This is a genomic window from Pseudomonas sp. MN1F (assembly GCF_009391885.1).
GTDB lineage: Bacteria > Pseudomonadota > Gammaproteobacteria > Pseudomonadales > Pseudomonadaceae > Aquipseudomonas.
In genome coordinates this window covers 26,580-46,935 of sequence record NZ_VZII01000024.1, presented here as the reverse complement: position 1 = coordinate 46,935, position 20,356 = coordinate 26,580, and the positions used below count along the sequence as shown (strand labels likewise).

Sequence of the window (20,356 nt, the reverse complement as noted above, 5' to 3'; positions counted from 1 at the left end):
GGGGGTCGGGCAGCAAGAGTGAGCACTGTTTATACATACAGACCGCACACTCAGGCAAGTACCCTGGGCCGTTGCGCCGGGCTACCGACGAATGGCATCAAACGCCAAGGCCCGCGCCAGGCTTTTCAGCGCCTCGATCAGCGCTCCGGGCTGGTCACCCAACCAGGTCAGCGCCAGACATTGCCGATAACGCCCGTGTACGCTGAATTGCTCACCCGCCAGCACCTGCAATGCCGAGCCCGCTGTCGCCACCACGGCTTGAGCACCCAGCATTTCCGGTGACAGGCGCACCCACAAGGCGCACCCGCCCTCAGGCATGTCAAAGTCCACCTGCCCACCCAACACCGCGTCCAGATGCTGGCAAAGTTGCACCATCCGCCCACGCAGTGCCGCCCGCATCTGCCCCAGGTGCTCGTCGATTTCGCCTGAAGTGATCATCTGAGCCAATGCCTGCTGACGCGTCGGGGCAAGCTGGAATGCACGCAGGGCGAACGCATCTGTTAACGCCGGATGGCCCCCCAGCAGGTAGGCATAAGGTGCCTCGGCCCCGACTGTCGCCTCCAGCGAGCCCAGTACCAGCAGCCAGCGCGGGTCTACCCGGTCGCGTAACCGAGACCCCGCCGGCGTGGAAAAACACAGTTCGCTGTCCAGATCGTTCTCCAACAGCCAGACCGGGTGCAAGGCCAGCAGGTCAGCGATCTGCTGCTGGGCTCGCGCGGGCATCAGGCGCCCCACAGGAAAACCCAGGCAAGAAGGCATGATCATCATGCGCACCGGCTCACAGCCCAACAGCCTGGTCAGGGTGCCGATATCCGGGCTGCCGCCGCTGTCCAGCGGCAACTCGAGGACCCGCATGTCACAACGTTGCAATACCCGCAAGATCCGCCAACAGCACGGTGAAGCGACCAGTACGGTACTGCCACGCAGCGCCAGTGCCAGCAGCAGCGTTTCCAGCAGTGCCTGCACATCCGGGCCCAGGTGCACATCCTCAGGTCGCCAATACTGATGCGAAGAGCGCGTGTAGCGCTCGGCCAGGGCATCCCGCAGGCGCGGCACGCCCAGCCCCCGCGCCAGCTGCATACGCAGCCGGCCCAGGCGCCGCTCATGGGCGAACAGTGCACGCTCCAGCAACGGCTGCGCGGGCAGTGCACGGGCCACATCGGCCCGGCCTGCTTGCAGGCCAACCTGGGCGAAGTAGCCCGACTTTGGCACCGACTGCACTCGCCCTTCATGCTCGAGCAGGCTGTAGGCGGCCTGCACCGTGGCCAACGAAACACGCAGGCGCCTGGACAAGGCCCTCAGCGAAGGCAAACGTGGCTGCCCGCCCCGCTCGGCTTCCTCGATCAAGGCGACCAGGTAGCGGTACACCACCTGATAGGCAAACTCACGCCCCATCAGGATGGGGCCTTGCATGGCGCAGTGCGGCCCAGCAACCGCAACTGCACATCGCGCCGCGCCAGGTTGGCGAGCAAACGCCGTACCCCCGGCGCCAGCCGCCCCTTGTAGACCATCCGTAGCTGTGCCAGCGGCAGGCCGCTGGTGTTGACCATCCAGTCCTTGACTGCGTCCGGGCAGGATTTGCCCTGCAAGGCCCGATGCAGGTATGGCAGCGCAACCAGCATGTCGGCGTGACACGATTGCAGAAACCGCTCCAGCTCCGCGCCCTGGTTGCAAAACGGCCGGTACAACATGCAGGCAAGCTGGGTCTGCTCAAGCCCGTAGGCCTTGGCGAGGCGCCCCGCCTGCGGCGCCTGCGACCTGCTGGCTGGACCATTCTGGCTGACCAGGCGCAAGGCATGCGCGGGTGCAGCAGGCGACTCGCTGCGACCCCTTGTTTCATCTAATTGCGCCAGCGCCACAGGGTCGACAAACGCCGTCAACGGCGAGCCTTCTCGCGCCGCCTCGAAGCTCCACCCCATGACCAGGTCCAGATGGCTGTCACTGAGCAACTGGGCCAGTAGATCATCGATCGCGATGACCCGCAGCGGCAATGCCCGTGTGCGGGTGCTATCCGGCGCAGCGCCTGCTCCACCCGGTAAATCGGCAACGGCATGCAAATGGCCCAGCCATCTGGCCAGGCTATCGACGCAGTGATGCAGCGAGTCAGGGCTGACGACACCTGCCAGGCGCAGGCTGCGCCGGGCCCAGGCCACAAAGCGCCGGCGCTGGCGCGCGGGCACGGCGGTTACCAACGCATCGGCTCCCGGGTACTCGGCCAGCGCCCGGCGAACGGCATCGGCCAGCGCCAGGTGCGTGCGACTGCCCAGCAGTGCTTGCGGGCGCGCATCGACGAGGTGGCCGAACAGGAGCAAGGCTTCACCACCTGTCAATGGCAACTGCCGCGCGGTGGTATCGGCGCGGCGACAGAAAGGCACCACTTCAGCACCCTCGACCATCTGCAGCAGCACCCGTGGATCATCATGCATGAACAAGGCGCTGAAGGCGCGCTCATGCTGCTCCAGCAGCGCACTGCTGGTGATCGGCAAACAGGTCACCAGCACGCGTAACTTGAAGGTCACCGGTGCTCGCAAGGCGATGCTCAACTGAGCGGCCCGCAACATCGCCAATAGCCGGGCGCTATGGCGATCCGCCCCCTGAACCACCAGCAACCTGAACGTACCGATATATTCCGGCCCACCCGCGGCCACCAGCAAACGCTGTATCAACAACTGCAGGGAAGCGCGTTGCTCCTTGGACATATGACTCAACAGGCGCTCCAGCACCTGTTGATAGATAAAGTGCATAGCCTGGTCGTGAACAATACTCACGGCATCACCTCACAACTTCATTCACTGCAAAAATTCGCCGCACATGAATTAACGCAGCGGATTTAATTTGAAGAAATCTCCTACAACAAACCGGGAAACTTAGAAGTTGCAAAACGCTGTCGCCAAACCATCGAAAAATATGAGCCCGCCCATGAACTTACCAACGTCTTCAACCGCGCACTGCTGCGCCTGCTCTTCTCCACCGCACGCTCCTTGCGCCAACTATCAATGCGCCATTATCGAGCGTTGAATAAGGATTAAAAGATACAGATCCTGATGAAAAAACCATTCAGAAATCGGCAAACACACCATCCGCAGAGCAAAAACGTCATTTGAAAATCTTGCAAGGGCTCTCTGGCAACATCAACTTACAAACCTCATAAATCCCGCCCCTGGAATATAGCCCGCCATAATGCAAAAAACCGGGCATCAGCCCGGTTTTTCGTTGTTTGACATGCTGTCAGGCCGACGCCATGTCCAGCACCACCCGTCCACCACAGGGGCATTCGTCCATGTACCGATGGGCCTCGACCACCTCGGCGAATGGATACACCTTGATGATCTGCGGCGTCAGCAACTGATCGGCGGTGAACTGGTTGATATCGCGCAAGGCCCGTTGCAGTGCTACCTGGTCCTGGCTGATGCCCAGCTCCGGCTTGCCGGTGAAGTTGCCGATACAGTGCACGTAGAACTGGATGTTCTTCTGGAATGCCGCACAGGCCGGGAACGGCGTCTGGTTGCCGCCCTGCAGGCCATACAGCACCAGGCTGCCACGCGGCGCCAGCACATCGCCGAGCAGCGACATCTGCGGCCCGCCCATGCCATCGAGGACCATGTCCACGCCGCGGCCATCGGTGTACTTGCCAACCTGCATGAGCAGGTCCTGCTCTTCGGTGACGATCACCTTGTCGGCCCCCAGGCCCAGCAGGTATTCACGCTGCTCGGGCTCCTTGGTGGCGGCGAACACCTTGAGGCCGAGCGCCTTGCCCAGTTGCACGAAGGCCGGCCCTGCGCAATGGCTGGCATCGGTGACCAGCGCAGTCTGCCCGGCCTTGGCGCGCGCCAGGTCGACGTAGGCGAAATAGGCGATCAGCAGCGGCGTGTAATGCACGCTGGCCTCGATCGGCGTGAGGATGTCGGGGTAGCGGGTAATGGCAATGCGCGGCAGGACGATGACGTCGCCATACACCGGGTGATCGTTGGCGCTGGTGGCCGGGAAGCTGGCAACCCGGTCGCCCACCGCGATGTCATCGACGCCTTCGCCGACTGCCGTCACCACACCGGCCATCTCGTGGCCGATCCCTGCGGGCAGACGGGCCTGAGAGGGCGCCAGGTTCTGCCGCCAGAGCACGTCATACCAGCTCACGCCGATTGCCTCGACGCGGATCTGCACCTCGCCGACGGCAGGTGACGGTTCGGGCTGCTCCTCGCAACGGAGCACATCGGCAGCGCCGAACTTGTGGAAACGGATCATGCGGGACATCGCATACCTCGCCTGTGTGAATCTCGTATTACCACGGACTTTATCCGGGCTTTTGCCGTTAGACCATCAGTGGCTATTAATAGTCGACATGCCTGTCATTGATTGGGCACCTGACTTTCCTGTGCATTGGCCCCCGGAAAACGGTGCAGGGTAACAGCCTTTGGCCTTAAGATTCACCCCTGCCCCACTTTAGGCGAAGCGCACCGATGAATCGAAACGACCTGCGTCGCGTAGACCTCAACCTGCTGATCGTGTTCGAAACCCTCATGCATGAGCGTAGCGTGACCCGTGCTGCCGAGAAGCTGTTCCTCGGCCAGCCGGCGATCAGCGCGGCCCTGTCGCGCCTGCGCAACCTGTTCGACGACCCGCTGTTCGTGCGTACCGGCCGCAGCATGGAGCCGTCGGCACGCGCCCATGAAATTTTCGCCCTGCTGTCACCGGCGCTGGATTCGATCTCCACCGCCGTCAGCCGCGCCGCCGAGTTCGACCCGGCTACCAGCAACGCGGTGTTCCGTATCGGCCTCTCGGACGACGCCGAATTCGCCCTGCTGCCACAGTTGCTCAAGCGCATCCGCGCCGAAGCCCCCGGCATCGTCCTGGTGGTGCGCCGGGTCAATTACCTGTTGATGCCGACCCTGCTGGCCTCGGGCGAGATTTCCGTGGGCGTCAGCTACACCAGCGAACTGCCGGCCAACGCCAAGCGCAAGGTGCTGCGGCGCAGCAAGCCCAAGCTGCTGCGCGCCGACAGCGTGCCGGGCAGCATCACCCTCGACGACTTCTGCGCACGGCCGCATGCGCTGGTGTCGTTTGCCGGGGACCTGTCGGGTTTCATCGACGAGGCGCTGGAAGAGATCGGCCGCAAGCGTCATGTGGTGCTGGCGGTACCGCAGTTCAATGGCCTGGGGAGTTTGCTGGCGGGGACCGATATCGTCGCCACGGTGCCGGACTATACGGCCGATGCCTTGACCTCGGCGGGAGGCTTGCGGGCTGAGGACCTGCCGCTGGAAGTGCGCTCGTTCGAACTGCATATGGCTTGGCGCGGGGCGCAGGACAACGACCCGGCGGAACGCTGGTTGAGGTCGAGGATACAAATGTTCTTCGGGGATCCCGATAGCTTGTGACTGACGTCCATTAAGATCCATAAATTCCAATAGAATCAGTATCTTAGCCTGACACTACGTCCAAGGCCGTCCGTCGTATTCCGCTCATTTCCAATACGCTTGCGGGTATATTTTTGGGTACTTTTTCCATTTCGAAAAAAAGTACCCGCACATGACGACTTCCCTCCGCACGCCTGCATTGCGGCGTAAACTCAGCGATGCCTTCTTGCGTGCCATTGCTGAACCCGGCAAGTACGCCGACGGCGAGGTACCCGGTCTTTACCTGCATGTTCAGGCCTCGCAGAAGTCGAACAAGCCTGCCGCGAAATACTGGCGAATGAGGTATCGCCTGAACGGCAAGGAAAACGTGTACGCGATCGGCCGTTATCCCGACATTGGCTTGAAAGACGCTCGCGACCTGGCCCGAGCCGCGCGCCAGAACGTAGCTCATCACGTCGCCCCGCTGAAGGCCAAACGCAAGAAAATCGCCGATCAGCTACTGAATGAGGAACGCACATTCAGTTACGTCGCCGAACAGTGGCTGACCTTCAAGTCGCATGACCTCGTGAGCAAATCCCTCGCGGGCTTTCGCGGCGCTTTGAACAATCACATCCTGCCCACGATCGGCAACATTCCCGTCAGCGAGATCAAACTGGACCACATCATCGAGATCATCGCTAGCCTGCGCCGAGCACGCACATTGGCCATGGCCAAGCGCGTGCGTACCATCATCCGTGCCGTGCTCGGTTTCGCTGAGGGCCGTGGCTGGGTGGAGCGTAACGTGGCCCTGAGCAACACCGAAGAGCTCAAGGTTCGCCATGTGGTGACCAGTAATCCAGCGATCGAACGACCAGCCGATTTGGGTCACCTTCTGCTTCGTCTGGATGAGCTCAGCCCGAGCAGCGTGAGCACTGCGATGCGCTTGCTGGTCATGCTGCCGGTTCGTCCCGGCGAGCTGGTGAAAATGCGTTGGGAAGACATCGACCTGGTCAGCGCCGACTGGCGCTATGTAGTAGGGAAAACACGTCATCTGGATAAGAGCAAACACATCGTGCCACTGCCGGAGCAAGCCCTTGTGCTGTTGCGTGAACTACATGAACGGCGGGTGGTGGATGAAGCGGGCAATGGCTGGGTCTTTGTCTCGCCGGTCTACCCAGGCTATCCAGTTGATGCCACATCCCTGGCCAAGGCCTACCAGCGGATCTGGCCGGAATACCGCATCACTGCGCACGGCTTCCGCGCCACCTACCGCACTATCGCTCACGAGCATTTAGGTATCGATCCGATTGTACTGGAGTTGTCGTTATCGCACCGCATGCCAGGTGCATTGGGTGCCGTGTATGCCCGCGCGCAATTGCTGCCGCAGCGTCGGGAAGCCGCACAGCAATGGACGGATTACTTAGATCGGTTACGCAAGAATGCTGCACTGACTGAGTAAGTTCAGGTGCGCATGCGGGGGTTGAATCACCGTTGAAAACGATGAATGCGAATCGGGAAACGAGACTCGCATCGGGCTTGCGAGCTGTTGAAATCTAAGAGCTTTCAGCCATCCCAAAATTGGGAATGGCCTTAATTCTGGACTCATTCTTTAAGGGTTGCAACGGGAGCGCATATGGTGCAGGGGAAGCTCAGGACTGAATACCCGTCTCACGGCTCAAAGGGCGCTTACCCCAGTGACTGGAATCATCGGATACCCTGCAATAACTGATTTATCACTTGCTGAACCAACTCATCCGACATAGTGCAAGGACGGCTAGAACGCGGCTCATCGTTCAAACGTAGCAGTCCCTATATTGAGAAGCATTGTCATCAGCGTAACACCACATCCTTGCTGGCACCCAAGCGCTGAGCAATGTCTTTGTCTGACCTGCCAGCCGCATACGCAAGGATTATCTCAGCACGCAGGCGAGTATCTTGGGCGCCCCTGCGGAGCTTTACCCGGCGTAACAGGTCCGCTTTTTCGGATTTAGAAAGAACAATAACAATTGCTGGTCGACCCATGTCGATACACAAATCTTGATGAATTATTATCTACAGAGCCCAGCTAAAAATTTTCAGCAGTATTTCTGAAACACCACATTAGGGTTTGGAAAGCTTCACCGCATTGGCGAGCATGTATACGAAGGATATGCCGAAGTTCCCAACGACAATAGATGACCATGGCCTTGAAACCCTAACAGAGTCAAGCTGCCGTAAGTTCAGCCTCAACTTGGCAAACGGCGCTTTCGACCAGGTACCAACCCCAGAACCAGAACACAGCCCAGCAGAATTACTAGGCCGCCTACCATTTGAAGCAGGTTCAGTGCTTCGTTGAGGAACAGTGCACCAACCACGACCGCAACCAGTGTTACAACGAACTCGACGCTGATTGCCCGGGTGGCGCCGATGCGCTCTACCAATCCGAAATACAGCACATAAGTGGTGGCACTCATCAAGCAGCCACTGACCAATAGATACAGCCAGTCAATAGTCTGAGGCACCTGCGTAATGGGCACCAACAGTAATAGTGGCAGCGTCAAAACCCCTCCGCAGAGGAAAGCTCCGCCCGTCACCGTCCACGGGTCATCACCCCGCAAGTGCAGGCTTGCATAGTTACTACCGTATGCCGCGCTGACACAACCGAGAAGTAAAGCAATGCAGCCGTGAATGAAATCAGCGGTGACTGCTTGGGCCGGAAAACCGACCAGCATGACGATTCCTACTAAACCCAAAAGCAACCCTACTAGGCCTTGGGAAGAAATCTTCTCCAACCCCCATATGCGGCCGATGATCATCGAGAATAGCGGAATGGTTGCCACAAAGATTGCCGCCATGGCTGTACCAACACGTGGAGTACCATAGGACAGGCCGATCAGTTGCCCTGCCACAGTGGTTGCTCCGACTACCAGCAAGGGTTTGAGCAGCGCTCGCAGGCGCAATGCTCGTCCAAATAGGAACCCGATGATCGCCAAAGTGCTGCCGGCAATCAGCGCACGTAAACTGACCGCACCAACCCATCCGAACGCATGCACGACCTTCAATATAACCAGAAAGGAAAGTCCCCAGGCGATGGCTAGGAACATGTAGGTGGCGATATCGCGCTGTTGCATTAAAAAGAGCCTATACGGTGGAAAAAACGCGTAGTTTACCACGATTCGCTTTTTGGGGTTGCCAGTCGGTTGGGATGTAGGCAGAGATCCCTGCAGAATAACCTTCTACGCATCGAGCCTTTTCTCGCACCGTACTGACCATCGGATTAGGGCAGGCAGTACTATTTCGGTATAAAGGCCCATATCGGCACCAGTGTCGGTGCCGATGCTCAGTCAGATTGAATGAACCGCACAATGGCTGCTTGGACTCCGGAGTTCCGCCCCAATTTCGGAGAGTTTTGGCGACAGCCCACTTCAGGGCTACGAAAACCTAGTGCGGCGCTCAAAAAACCACCTCGGCGTTTTTTGTGGATTAGTCACGAGGAGAAAGATGAATTCCAGCGATCATGCATCGTACCGAGCCGCCAGCCATCTCGATGGTAGGCACTTGTAAGGGAACCAACCTGGCCGAGTGTTCGATTCGCTGCTTCTGTGCATGCGTGAGGCTGTTGAACGCCCTGCGTGACAGAGCCAGGATTCGGCCGTCACGCCCTGAAAGCTCGATAGCGTTACCAGCAAACTCGCCGATCTGCTGGTGAGTCAGGTCGATGACATCTCGCCCTGATTCCATCAGTCGCATGCGCACTTCTTCAGCACGTGCTTTGTTTGTGAACGTCTCGAAGCCCACCAGCGCGAACTCGGTCGCCACGCACATCAGCACGTTGGTGTGGTAGATCGGCGCCCCCTTCACGTCCGCGGTATCGAACACCATCGGCTCGAAATTGAAGTGGGTGCTGAACCGTTCCAAGGCAATCGGGTCAGCTCGGTTCGAGCGAGCAGTGTAAGCGACCCTGGACATGTGGTCGAACACCATGGCCCCAGTGCCCTCAAGGAACAGTTCATCCTGCTCAAGCCCCGAGTAGTCGATCACATCCTGAACCCGGTACTCCTGCTTGAGCATCTCAATGACGTCCACTCGTCTTTCCCTTCGACGATTCGGGGAGTACATGGAGTAAATCGCCACATGGCCGCCTGGGTGGGTCGAGAACCAGTTGTTCGGGAACACGGAGTCAGGGGTGTCGTTCTCGCCAAAGTCATCAAACAGGTGAACCCGCACACCCTCAGCTTCAAGTCGGCGAGCGGCCTGCGTGACTTCGTCCCGAGCGATCTCGGAGAGTGTTTGAGCGGCGATATCTGAGTTGATGCTCTGGAACGAGTTATCTGCTGCCGTTTCCGGGTTGGGGGTGAAGGCATGTGGCCTGACCATCACCACCGCTGCAGGTGCTTGAATCGAACGCGTAGGAAATGCCATCTCGAAATTCCGATGTGTGTCTGATCTTGGAGTTATGCAACGCGTCGGATGCGTTTCTTGGCAGCGCGACCGCGGGTGTGGCTGAACAGATCCTTGGGGTCATCCTCAACCCAAGGCACGAGATCGATCTTCGCTCCCGCACCACGCTGCTCAGCCTGCTGCAGCACGTAGCGCAGTACCGAATAGTCCTCGAGCGCAAAGCCCACGGAGTCGAACACCGTCACCTGTTCAGCGCTCTGGCGCCCTTCCTGTTCGCCCGTTAGCACTCGCCACAGGTCGACGACAGGCGAGTCCGCTTCAAGTTGCTGGATATCGCCTTCGATACGGGTCTGGGGCTCGTACTCCACAAAAACCCTGGCCTTGCGCAAAACGTCGGCATGGAGCTCGGTCTTACCGGGGCAGTCACCACCTACGGCGTTCAGGTGCATGCCCGGTTCAAGCATCTCCGGCGTGATGATTGTTGCATAGGCCTTATCTGCAGTCACAGTGGTGACGATGTCCGCACCCCGCACTGCTTCAGCAACGCTCTGGGCACGCGTGATTTTGAGCTCTGGGTATTCCTGAAGGTTGCGAATCAGCTTCGCGGTGGCGAGAGGGTCGGTGTCGAAGGCGACGATCTCCTGGATGCCGAGATGCTTATGGAACGCCAAGGCCTGGAATTCGCTCTGGGCACCATTCCCGATCAACGCCATCTTGCGAGCGTTCGGGCGAGCGAGAGCCTTGGCCGCCATCAGCGAGGTCGCAGCGGTACGCAGAGCCGTTGCAATCGTCAGCTCGGACAGCAACACCGGATACCCCGTATCGACATCGGCCAGCACCCCGAATGCCATCACCGTGTGGAGATCCTTGAACGTGTTGGATGGGTGCCCATTCACATACTTGAAGGCATATTGGCTGGTATCAGCCACAGGCATCAACTCGATCACCCCAACATCAGAGTGGCTGGCGACACGGGCAGATTTATCAAAGTCCGGCCAACGCTTGAAATCGTCGCGGATAACCTCGGAAAGCTCTCCCAGAAACTGGACTACGCCAATGTCATGAACCAGGTCTGACATCGTTGGAACGTCGATGAAATGCGTCATTGTTATGCACCTTGTGAGTGCGCCCGCTTTCAATCAGTGCATAGCGAGCGTCGAGTGTAAATTCTTGCCACCTCCAAAAGTCTGATGAAATAGTGGTACAAATTGAAGCATACAGGTTGCCATATTTATCGGTTTTTTAGACACTTTGCTCACCCAATCTAGCAGTATGGATAGCGTAGTATTATGGATAGCATTGATCGAGAGCTCATCGCCCTCCTGAGGGACAACGCTCGAACCCCCGTCATGACCTTGGCCAAGAAACTCAAGGTCGCTCGCGCGACTGTTCAAAACCGCCTCACCAGACTGGAAGAGAGCGGTATTATCATGGGCTATACGATTCGCCTGCAGTCAGATGCGATTGAGCGCGGGGTCAGGGCAATCACAAGTATCGGTATCAGTGGCCACCATGCTTCCGAGGTCAAGCACGCGCTGCGCGGGCATCCCAACGTGGTCGCCATCCACACCACCAATGGCCGCTGGGATCTCATGGCAGAGCTTCGCGCCGAGACGCTCGAGGCCTTTGACAAAGCGCTGAACACCATCCGATCCATCCCACACATCGAGAACACCGAGACCAGCATCCTGCTGTCGACCTTCAAGATGTAGGGGAAAGACCTGGCTTTTGCACCATGACTGTGCACCCAATCAAAATGCTCCATAGGGTGCGCAAAGTGCTAAAAGATGCCCTGATGGCTGACATTTTGTAACGTTCCTGTTGACAACTACGGCTGGCAAAATGGCAACTTCCATACCGCCAAGGTGGATGCCAACAAGAAAGACAACCATATAGCGCTTCCAAATTTATTATCTGACAACTTGGTCAGATTATTCTTTCTGGATTTACTTTTCCTCGTCTGCGTATCAACCGACCCATCCGCCTCGTGCCTATAAACAACCTACCATTAGGAGGGATGGGACAGGTTTCACAGAAAAAGAATAAGAGGTCATTTATGAATCAATCGTGCAACTCGCAAGACGCGACTCATGGCGACGGTCGAACACTTAAGCGACGGCTGGAAAACAGACACATCCAGCTGATTGCCATCAGCGGCGCCATCGGCACAGGCCTGTTCATGGGATCCGGGAAGATGATTGCCCTCTCCGGATCGTCAATCATCCTGGTCTACGCGATCATTGGATTCTTCGTTTTCTGCATCATGCGAGCGATGGGCGAGATGCTCCTCGCCAATCTTGAAATGGGCTCCTTCGCTGAGCTCGTCCACCACCACCTGGGCCCACGCGCCGGCTTCATCCTCGCCTGGTCATACTGGCTCAGCTGGGTGGTCACCGCAGTCGGTGATGTGGTGGTGGTCGCCGGATTTCTTCAATACTGGTATCCAGATCTTCCCACCTGGATTCCGGCATTCGGCGCGATGTTCATGCTCTTGGCGCTCAACATGCTCGCCGTCAAAGCATTTGGCGAGGTGGAGTTCTGGTTCGGCCTGATCAAGATCATCGCCATCGTTGCCCTCGTGCTCACCGGTCTCTACATGGTTGCCACCTCCTACACCTCTCCAGGCGGTGTGACTGCGTCGTTCAGCCACCTGATTGAGCCGGGCGTGATGATGCCGCACGGCGTGCTGGGCTTCCTGGCCGGTTTCCAGATCGCCATCTTCTCGTTTGTAGGCACCGAGCTCATCGGTACTGCTGCAGCTGAGGCCCACAACCCCGAGAAAACGCTCCCCAAGGCCATAAACACCATCCCGCTGCGGATCCTGCTGTTCTACGTCGCTGCGCTCGCCTGCATCATCAGCGTGATCTCTTGGGCCCACGTACCTGCGAACCGAAGCCCTTTCGTCGAGCTGTTTCTGCTGGGTGGCTTGCCAGCTGCAGCCGGGATGATCAACTTCGTGGTGATGACATCTGCGGCCTCCTCGGCCAACAGCGGCGTATACTCAGGTTCTCGCATGCTCTACGGCCTGTCGCACAACAAGCAGGCTCCCCAGTCCTTCGGACGTTTGTCAGGTTCTGGCACTCCCATCCGGGCACTGATGTTCTCCGGCCTGTGCATGACTATCGCGCTGACGTTGCTGTTCGTGATCCCTGACGTCATGGCGGTCTTCACCCTGGTCTCTACCATCTCGGCGGTCATGGTGATCGTGACCTGGTCATTAATCTTGCTGTCGTACCTCGCCTACCGCCGCAGCAGCCCTGAAGCCCATCAGCGATCAACCTTCAAGCTCCCCGGCGGTAAGCTCACTGCGGTGACGTCACTGGTGTTCCTGATGTTCGTCCTGTGTCTGCTGGCACTTGAAGCAGATACCCGCACCGCCCTGTATGTGATGCCTGTCTGGTACATCGGCTTGCTGCTGGCCTATCAGCGCAGCGCGAAGGCATCCGGCCCTGTAGCCGTATCGGCGTTGTGAGGGGGCGCCCGTGAGTTCGACTACAGGCATCAAACTTGACGCGCCGACCAAGGAGCGCATCAGGGAAGCAGCAGGCTCGCTTGACCGGACGCCTCACTGGTTCATGAAAAAGGCCGTGATGTACTGGCTGGAGCGAGTTGAAGCAGGAGCCAGCGTTGCTGACATGCTGAACGAGGTCGAGCTCAAGGACGATCATCGGCTGAACAGCGTACTGACCCGGCAGCGATTGCTGAACGCCGACTAGCAAAAGGTAACGACCGCAGCCAGTGCTGCGGTCGTCTCACTTGGACCCCTCAAACGAGCGAGGCCTGAGCGAGACAGTGCTGAAAGCTCTCCAAGAACACCGTCTCCGCCATGGTCATCCTTTGCTCCCTGTTCCAGAGCAGGTGCAAGTCCACATCGACAATCCCTTCGTAGGGCGGCAGCCGCCAGAGCAAGCCTTTCTCCAGATCCTCATGGAGAAGGTGCTCAGGCATGCAACCCACTCCGTAGCCGGCACACACCAGCCTCTGGACTTCCTCAACGCTCGGCGAGGAAGCAACGATGCGCCCGGTGAAACCATGCTGATCGCGGAACATCGCAAGCGGCGAAAGGTTGCCGCCCAATTGGTCGCTTACGAAGCTCACAAAGTTCTCCCCACGCAGAGACTCGAGGCTGACATCGGTGCGCCCGAACAGCCGATGTCGCACACCACAGAAGAACGCATAGCGCTGATTGAGCAACAGGCGCTGCTCCAGCTTGGGCTGGGGTATACGACACAGGCCAACACCTGCCGTGGCGGTCTTCTGCAGCAGAGAACTGATGATGTCGGCACTGCGCATGACATCAATCTCCAGCTCGACTCGTGGGTGGGCCTCGTGGAAATCCCCCAGAAAATCGTCATATACCCGCGACTGCACGCGACTGACGCTCAGGATCCGCACCTTCCCGACGACCTCATCGCTCTCTTTTTCAACAGCCGCACTGATGCGCGACACGTCGCCATAGATATCGATGGCGATACGCAGCACCTCCTCCCCGGCAGCCGTCAGGTCGAAGCGCGGGCCACCTCGAAGAATGAGGGCACAGCCAAGCTGCTCTTCAAGACGCCTGAGCGCCTGGCTAACCGCTGACTGGGTCACGTGCAACCTTGCTGCAGCCCTGCTGATGCTGCCCTCTTGGCCAATCGCAAGGTAGGTACGCAGCAGGTTCCAGTCCAGGCGGTCGTTCAGAAATCGACGCCCTTCCCATTTGTTGACCAAAGCATCAGATCTTGAAGTTGGCGGATTCATTTACGGGCCCATTAGTAGCGCTGCTAATACGACGGATAAGAATTAGCAAATTGACTAATCATAGCCCCAAGGCGATAAATCTCGAAAGCGCCGAACAGAGCGCGACCGGTTTAGCCAACCCTGCCCACCTGCCTATAACTCTAAGAAGGGCCTTGCATGCATACGTCAAACCAGCCGCGTCGTGCTGCGGCTGCCGCATTTGTCGGCACCACCATCGAGTTCTACGACTTCTACATCTACGCCACGGCGGCTGCACTCGCACTGGGTCAGGTGTTTTTCCCGAGCAGCAACCCCTTGCTCAGCACCTTGGCGGCATTCGGCACGTTCGCCGTAGGCTTCGTTGCCCGACCAATGGCAGGCATGGTCTTCGGCCATCTGGGCGACCGTCTGGGTCGCAAAAAAATGCTGCTGGTCACCATGGTGCTGATGGGCCTGGCCACCACAGGCATTGGCCTGCTGCCCAGCTACGCCACTGCTGGTATCTGGGCCCCCATCGGACTGATTGCCCTGCGGATTGTCCAGGGGATCTCCGTCGGTGGTGAGTGGGGAGGTGCCGTCCTGATGGCCAGTGAGCATGCGCCGGCCAAACGCAAAGTGTTCTACGCCTCGTTCGCTCAGCTCGGCAGCCCGGCTGGCCTGCTGCTCGCGCTGATCGCATTCCGCCTAGTGTCTTCCTTAGAGCCCGAAGAGTTCCTGAGCTGGGGTTGGCGTCTGCCGTTCCTGGCCAGCGGCATCCTGATGCTGGTAGGTCTGGCTATCCGCTTCGGGGTCGAGGAAAGCCCTGAGTTCCAGGCAGCCAAGGCCAAGCAAGAGGTCGTCAAATACCCGGTGCTGGAAGTGGTACGTGACTGCTGGAGACAGATCCTGTTCGCCGCCCTGGCGGTGACCATCGGCTCCGCCGGCTTCTTCTTCACGAACACCTTCATGATCACCTACGTCACCACCTACCAGGGTATCCCTCGAGCAACCATCCTCGACTGCCTGTTCCTGGTGACCATCCTGCAGTTCCTGACCCAGCCACTGGCCGCGCTGCTGGCTGAACGCATTGGCGAAGGCCGCTTCCTCAAGCTGGTAGCCCTGCTGTGCATGGCTGTGCCCTACCCCATGTTCATGCTGGTCGGCACCCATAACCTGGTGTTGATGACAGCCGGCATCGCGATGGCAGTGGTCACGCTCTCGGCACTGTATGCGGTGATCGCCGGCTACATGACCCAGGCCTTCCCTGCTCACTTGCGCTACTCCGGGATCTCTCTGGCCTACCAGTTGATTTGCGCCATCGCGGGGGGCAGCACGCCGATCATCGGCACGTTGCTGGCCGACCGCTTCGCCGGCCAGTGGCTGCCACTCGCCGTGTTCTTCACCGCGCTCTCCACGCTTTCCTTGATCGGCGTCTGTGGCCTCTCTCGCCTGCGTGGCGAGCAGCAGCAACCCACCCCCGCCATCGCTCGTTAAATCAGGAGTTTTCATGAGCAAGCCGCACAACATTAGCGATGTCGAATGGCAGGCACGCTGCGAACTGGCCGCGCTGTACCGGATGGTTGCACACTTCCGCATGACCGATTTGATCGACACCCACATCACCCTGCGTATTCCTGGGCCTGAGCATCACTTCCTGATCAACCAATACGGCGTGATCTTCGACCGGATGCGCGCCAGTGATCTGGTACGCATCGACCAACATGGCAATGTGGTCGACCAGGCCAATGGCGAGCGCCGGGTGAACGCAGCTGGCTTCGTAATCCACTCGGCGATCCACATGGCACGACCGGACATGCACTGCGTGATCCACACCCACACCGCAGCCGGCATCGCCGTCTCGGCTCAGGAGCACGGGTTGCTGCCGATCAGCCAGCACGCGCTGAAGTTCTACGGCAAGCTGGCCTACCACCAGTACGAAGGCATCGCCCTGTCTCTGGATGAACGCGAGCGCCTCATCGCCGACCTCGGCACGCACAAAGCAATGATCCTGCGAAACCACGGCCTGCTGGCCGGCGGAGCCAGTGTTGCCGAGGCCTTCCACGAGATTCACTTCCTGGAGCGCGCCTGCCAGGCGCAAGTACAGGCATTGGCCAGCGGCAGCAAGCTCATCTACCCCAGCGAAGAAGTCTGCCGCCACACCGCCGCGCAGTTCCAACGCGACGAGTCAGCGCAAATCATCAGCCTGAGCTGGAACGCCGCCCTGACCTTGATCGAACACCAACGCGAGTCGTACTGCTCATGAAACCGCTGGTACTACTTTCAACCGACCAGGCACTTCTGGGCCAACTGCAGTCTGCCTTCGCTCGCAGTGCTCCCCAGTTACGCGTAGTGCTGGCCAACGATCCCGCAGCTCAGGAGGCACAGGTAGCCGCTTGCTGGTTCCCTCCCGTAGGCAGCCTCAGCGCATTACCCAACCTGAAGCTGATCCACTCAGTGGCTGCTGGTGTTGATCACCTGGCCAACGACCCGAGCCAGCCAGCATTGCCAGTGTGCAGAGTCGTAGACCCAGCTCACCGCCAAGGCATGGCGGAGTATGTTCGCTGGGCGGTCATCCATTACCACCGGGACTTCGACCGAGCACTTGCCCAACAGCAGCAACAGGTATGGCAACGTCATCCTCAACGCCTCGCTGGTGAATACCGCATCGGCGTCATGGGGCTCGGCTCCCTTGGAGGGGCTATTGCCGGCGAGTTGGCCGAGGCCGGATATGCTGTCCGAGGTTGGTCGAGGAGTGCCAGGCAGCTGAGCGGCGTGCGCACATTCTCGGGCCCAGCGGAGTTCGATCAGTTCCTGGATGGCCTCGACCTGTTGATCAACCTGCTGCCATTGACCGATGCCACTCGCGGCATCCTCTGCCAGAAGACCTTTGAAGCCTTGGCGCCAAACGCGGCAGTGATCAACTGCGGACGCGGGCAGCACCTGCAGGTGGATGATCTGGTCAACGCCGTCAACAGTGGCCGACTGCGCGGTGCGCTTCTCGATGTGTTCGAGAAAGAGCCGCTGCCATTGGACAGCCGCCTCTGGAACACGCCGGGAATCGTCGTCACACCCCACATGGCCTCATGCGCTTCCCACGACTGTATTGCCCAGCAAGTAGCCGAGAACGCTCGACGTCTGGCCTGTGCTGAACCACTCCTGAACCAAGTAGACCCCGCGCTCGGATACTGATCCCACCGCCTGTTTGAGGATTCACATCATGCATACATGCAATGGCACACGGCTGTGGGACAGCCTCATGGACATGGCCAAGGTCGGCCCAACCGCCAAAGGCGGCAACTGCCGCTTGGCACTGTCGAAAGAAGACCGAGACGGACGCGAGCTGTTCGCAAGCTGGTGTCGCGAGGCCGGAATGAGCATCCATGTTGATGCCATCGGCAACCTATTCGCACGCCTGCCAGGTCGGAATGACGCCCTGCCCCCGGTGGTCATGGGCAGCCATTTGGACACCCAGCCGAAGGGCGGTCGCTTCGATGGCATCTACGGCGTACTTGCCGGCCTGGAAGTGGTACGTAGCCTTCAGGACAAAGGCCTGCAGCTCGAGCGCCCATTGGAAATCGCGGTCTGGACGAACGAAGAAGGCGCTCGTTTCACTCCTGCCATGCTCGGATCGGCGGTGTTCACGGGCGAGCTGCCCCTCGAGCAAGCGCTGTCCAGCCGCGATGCTGAAGGCGTCAGCGTTGCCGAAGCGTTGGAGCAAACCGGCTACGCAGGTGAGCTACCTCTGGGCCGTGAGTTCGACGCGTACTTCGAAGCACACATCGAGCAAGGCCCAATCCTGGAAGACGCCGGCCTGCCCGTAGGGTTGGTCACGGGTGGGCAAGCGATCTGCTGGCTGGACATCGAGATCAGTGGCCAGGCCGCTCACGCAGGCACCACGCCAATGCCTCTACGCCGCGACTCCTTGTTCGGCGTAGGGGAAATGATCACCGCACTGGAACAACTGTCACGCGACTTCGCGCCCAAAGGCCTTGTTACCGTTGGCCAATTGCAGATCGCTCGCTCTTCCCGCAACACCATCCCTGGCCACGTGGCGTTTACCCTCGATCTTCGCCACCACGAAGATGCCGCCATCGCAGACATGGAAGCCAGCGCCCGTGCACTCATCGACCAAATCGCCACCAAGCGTGGCTTGGAAGTCCAGATCAATCGTCACTGGCTGAGCCCGGCCACGCCTTTCGACCCGGCCTGCATCGATGCAGTACGCAAAGCCATCGAAGGCCTGGGCTACCCGTACCAGCCAATCGTCAGCGGCGCCGGCCATGATGCGATTCATCTCGCCCGCCACTGCCCGACCACCATGGTGTTCATCCCCTGCGTCGGCGGCCTGAGCCATAACGAAGCCGAAGACGCCTTGCCCCACGACGTGACCATGGGCTGCGACGTACTGCTCAACGCCGTGCTGACCCGCGCCGACAGACGCTGACTTAACCCGATCCACCCAGGCGCCCAGCCAATTCAAGAAAGCTGGGCCCACGGGAACGCTTTGCCCAAAAACAAGAAATAGCCGCTCCGCCTTCAGCTGCCAACAACAACCAGAACCCATCTTTCGGGAGAAAATGGCAATGACCAGCCCTGCGTACACTGAGGTTGCCAGCGCGCAACCACAACGCACCGCCGACATGAAAAAAGTCGCGGTCGCCAGTGTGATCGGCACCACCGTTGAGTGGTATGACCTGTTCCTCTTCGCCACGGCCTCGGCCCTGGTATTCAACAAGATCTTCTTCCCAGGCTTTGATCCCCTGGTAGGCACCCTCCTCGCTTTCGGCACCTTTGCTTCAGCCTATGGCGCCCGGATGATCGGCGCCGCGCTTTTCGGTCACTTCGGTGACCGCCTGGGCCGAAAGTCGATGCTGCTCATCTCGTTGCTGACCATGGGTGCGGCCACCTTCGCCATCGGCCTGTTGCCGAGCTATGAGTCGGTCGGCATCTGGGCACCGATCATGCTGCTTACACTGCGCATCATCCAGGGCCTGGCTCTGGGCGGAGAATGGGGCGGCGCCGTGCTGATGGCGGTGGAACATGCGCCAAAGCATCAACGCGGACTCTATGGCTCGTGGGTTCAGATCGGCGTACCGGCGGGGACGATGCTGGCCAACCTCGTGTTCCTGATGTTCGCCACCACGCTGACCAACGAGCAGTTGCTGGACTGGGGCTGGCGTGTGCCGTTCCTGCTCAGCGTTCTGCTGATCGGATTGGGCTTGTACATCCGCCTCAACATCCATGAGACACCGTCGTTCAAAGCGGTGGAAAATAAAGGCACGCAGGTCAAAGTGCCGCTGTTCGAAGTGTTCCGCAAATACTGGAAGCAGGTAGTCCTGGGTGGTGTGGCAACTATGTCCACTGGCACCTCCTACAACCTCATCGTGGCCTTTGGCCTGACCTATGGCACCCAGACCTTGGGCTTCACACGTGGAGAAATGCTCACGGTAGTGCTGGTTTCCTGCGCTGCCTGTATCGCTATGCTGCCGTTCTTCGGCGCCCTCTCCGACAAGGTTGGCCGCAAGCCGATCATTATCGGCGGGATCATCGCCGAGGCACTCGTAGCCTTCCCGATGTTCTGGCTGATGGATTCCAAAGCTCTCGGCCTGGCGTTTGCCGGTTACATGCTGATGATGACGGCATTCGCGGCCAACTACGGCCCCATTGCCACATTCCTCGCGGAGTTATTCGGCACTCGAGTTCGCTACTCGGGCCTGTCGATCAGCTACATGCTTTCCGGCCTGCTCGGAAGCGCCGCAACGCCTCTGGTTACCACCGCATTGCTGTCGTGGACTGGCAAAGGCTCATCGATTGCCTGGTACATGATCGGCTCAGCCGTTGTTTCTCTGATCGCGCTGCTGCTACTCACTGAGACCTTCAAACGGGATATCGACCAAGCACGGCAGTAATTCCGTGCTGTACCCCCGAGTTTCTCTCGCCAACCA

At 59.3% G+C, this 20,356-nt stretch carries 18 protein-coding genes; 10 read left to right on the top strand and 8 right to left on the bottom strand.

All coding sequences use genetic code 11. From position 1 onward, the window contains the following. Nucleotides 1–81 precede the first annotated feature (81 nt). The 3 genes from F6X59_RS13440 to F6X59_RS13430 form a co-directional block, all read right to left on the bottom strand. Nucleotides 82–1,395 carry an aminotransferase class I/II-fold pyridoxal phosphate-dependent enzyme gene (locus F6X59_RS13440; protein WP_152956670.1) on the bottom strand — a complete coding sequence of 438 codons (1,314 nt, stop codon included), beginning with the start codon at nt 1,393–1,395 and terminating at the stop codon, nt 82–84. Next, the gene (locus tag F6X59_RS13435; RefSeq protein ID WP_372240379.1) at nt 1,395–2,768 is read right to left on the bottom strand and encodes a hypothetical protein; all 1,374 of its coding nucleotides are present in this window, start codon (nt 2,766–2,768) and stop codon (nt 1,395–1,397) included. The genes F6X59_RS13440 and F6X59_RS13435 overlap by 1 nt, the downstream gene beginning before the upstream one ends. Before the next feature lie 460 nt (nt 2,769–3,228). After that, nucleotides 3,229–4,251 (bottom strand): zinc-dependent alcohol dehydrogenase family protein, encoded by a 1,023-nt coding sequence (locus F6X59_RS13430; RefSeq protein WP_152956620.1) that lies wholly within the window; start codon nt 4,249–4,251, stop codon nt 3,229–3,231. Between the two features lie 206 nt (nt 4,252–4,457). Here F6X59_RS13430 and F6X59_RS13425 point away from each other — a divergent pair, with 206 nt between their 5' ends. Continuing rightward, nucleotides 4,458–5,372 carry a LysR family transcriptional regulator gene (locus F6X59_RS13425; protein WP_152956619.1) on the top strand — a complete coding sequence of 305 codons (915 nt, stop codon included), beginning with the start codon at nt 4,458–4,460 and terminating at the stop codon, nt 5,370–5,372. Between the two features lie 151 nt (nt 5,373–5,523). After that, entirely contained in the window at nt 5,524–6,789 is a 1,266-nt protein-coding gene (locus F6X59_RS13420) for an integrase arm-type DNA-binding domain-containing protein (protein WP_152956618.1), read from the top strand. A 371-nt stretch (nt 6,790–7,160) separates the two neighbouring features. Here the strand turns inward: F6X59_RS13420 and F6X59_RS13415 are convergent, their stop codons facing one another. From F6X59_RS13415 to F6X59_RS13400, 4 genes are all read right to left on the bottom strand, one after another. After that, a complete protein-coding gene (locus F6X59_RS13415; RefSeq protein WP_148265637.1) occupies nt 7,161–7,352 on the bottom strand; it encodes a helix-turn-helix domain-containing protein in 192 nt (63 codons plus the stop codon). 203 nt (nt 7,353–7,555) lie between these two features. Further along, entirely contained in the window at nt 7,556–8,440 is an 885-nt protein-coding gene (locus F6X59_RS13410; RefSeq protein ID WP_038409466.1) for a DMT family transporter, read from the bottom strand. 352 nt (nt 8,441–8,792) lie between these two features. Next, nucleotides 8,793–9,731: a citrulline utilization hydrolase CtlX gene (ctlX, locus tag F6X59_RS13405; protein WP_013972363.1), complete on the bottom strand. Its 939-nt coding sequence runs from the start codon at nt 9,729–9,731 to the stop codon at nt 8,793–8,795. A 32-nt stretch (nt 9,732–9,763) separates the two neighbouring features. After that, a complete protein-coding gene (locus tag F6X59_RS13400) occupies nt 9,764–10,816 on the bottom strand; it encodes an ornithine cyclodeaminase (protein ID WP_013972362.1) in 1,053 nt (350 codons plus the stop codon). A gap of 183 nt (nt 10,817–10,999) precedes the next feature. On the opposite strand from F6X59_RS13400, the gene F6X59_RS13395 reads away from it, so the two are divergent. The 3 genes from F6X59_RS13395 to F6X59_RS13385 all read left to right on the top strand — a co-directional run bounded on the left by F6X59_RS13395 (nt 11,000) and on the right by F6X59_RS13385 (nt 13,426). Continuing rightward, on the top strand, nt 11,000–11,422 hold the full coding sequence (locus F6X59_RS13395) for an Lrp/AsnC family transcriptional regulator (RefSeq protein WP_038409465.1): 423 nt from the start codon (nt 11,000–11,002) through the stop codon (nt 11,420–11,422). 344 nt (nt 11,423–11,766) lie between these two features. Next, a complete protein-coding gene (locus tag F6X59_RS13390; protein WP_013972360.1) occupies nt 11,767–13,182 on the top strand; it encodes an amino acid permease in 1,416 nt (471 codons plus the stop codon). Nucleotides 13,183–13,192: 10 nt separating this feature from the next. Beyond that, entirely contained in the window at nt 13,193–13,426 is a 234-nt protein-coding gene (locus tag F6X59_RS13385) for a ribbon-helix-helix protein, CopG family (protein WP_038409464.1), read from the top strand. 49 nt (nt 13,427–13,475) lie between these two features. Here F6X59_RS13385 and F6X59_RS13380 read toward each other — a convergent pair whose 3' ends face one another. Then, nucleotides 13,476–14,453, bottom strand: coding sequence for a LysR family transcriptional regulator (locus F6X59_RS13380; protein ID WP_013972359.1), 978 nt, complete (start codon nt 14,451–14,453; stop codon nt 13,476–13,478). A 156-nt stretch (nt 14,454–14,609) separates the two neighbouring features. Between F6X59_RS13380 and F6X59_RS13375 the strand changes: the two genes are divergently transcribed. The 5 genes from F6X59_RS13375 (at nt 14,610) to F6X59_RS13355 (ending at nt 20,320) form a co-directional block, all read left to right on the top strand. Next, entirely contained in the window at nt 14,610–15,905 is a 1,296-nt protein-coding gene (locus tag F6X59_RS13375) for an MFS transporter (RefSeq protein WP_038409462.1), read from the top strand. 13 nt (nt 15,906–15,918) lie between these two features. After that, on the top strand, nt 15,919–16,674 hold the full coding sequence (locus tag F6X59_RS13370; RefSeq protein ID WP_013972357.1) for a class II aldolase/adducin family protein: 756 nt from the start codon (nt 15,919–15,921) through the stop codon (nt 16,672–16,674). Further along, complete coding sequence (locus F6X59_RS13365) at nt 16,671–17,600, top strand: glyoxylate/hydroxypyruvate reductase A (RefSeq protein ID WP_038409461.1); 930 nt, start codon at nt 16,671–16,673, stop codon at nt 17,598–17,600. Before F6X59_RS13370 ends, F6X59_RS13365 begins: the two co-directional genes overlap by 4 nt. A 28-nt stretch (nt 17,601–17,628) precedes the next feature. After that, on the top strand, nt 17,629–18,855 hold the full coding sequence (locus F6X59_RS13360; RefSeq protein WP_038409460.1) for a Zn-dependent hydrolase: 1,227 nt from the start codon (nt 17,629–17,631) through the stop codon (nt 18,853–18,855). Between the two features lie 139 nt (nt 18,856–18,994). Further along, the gene (locus F6X59_RS13355; RefSeq protein WP_152956617.1) at nt 18,995–20,320 is read left to right on the top strand and encodes an MFS transporter; all 1,326 of its coding nucleotides are present in this window, start codon (nt 18,995–18,997) and stop codon (nt 20,318–20,320) included. Nucleotides 20,321–20,356 lie beyond the last annotated feature (36 nt).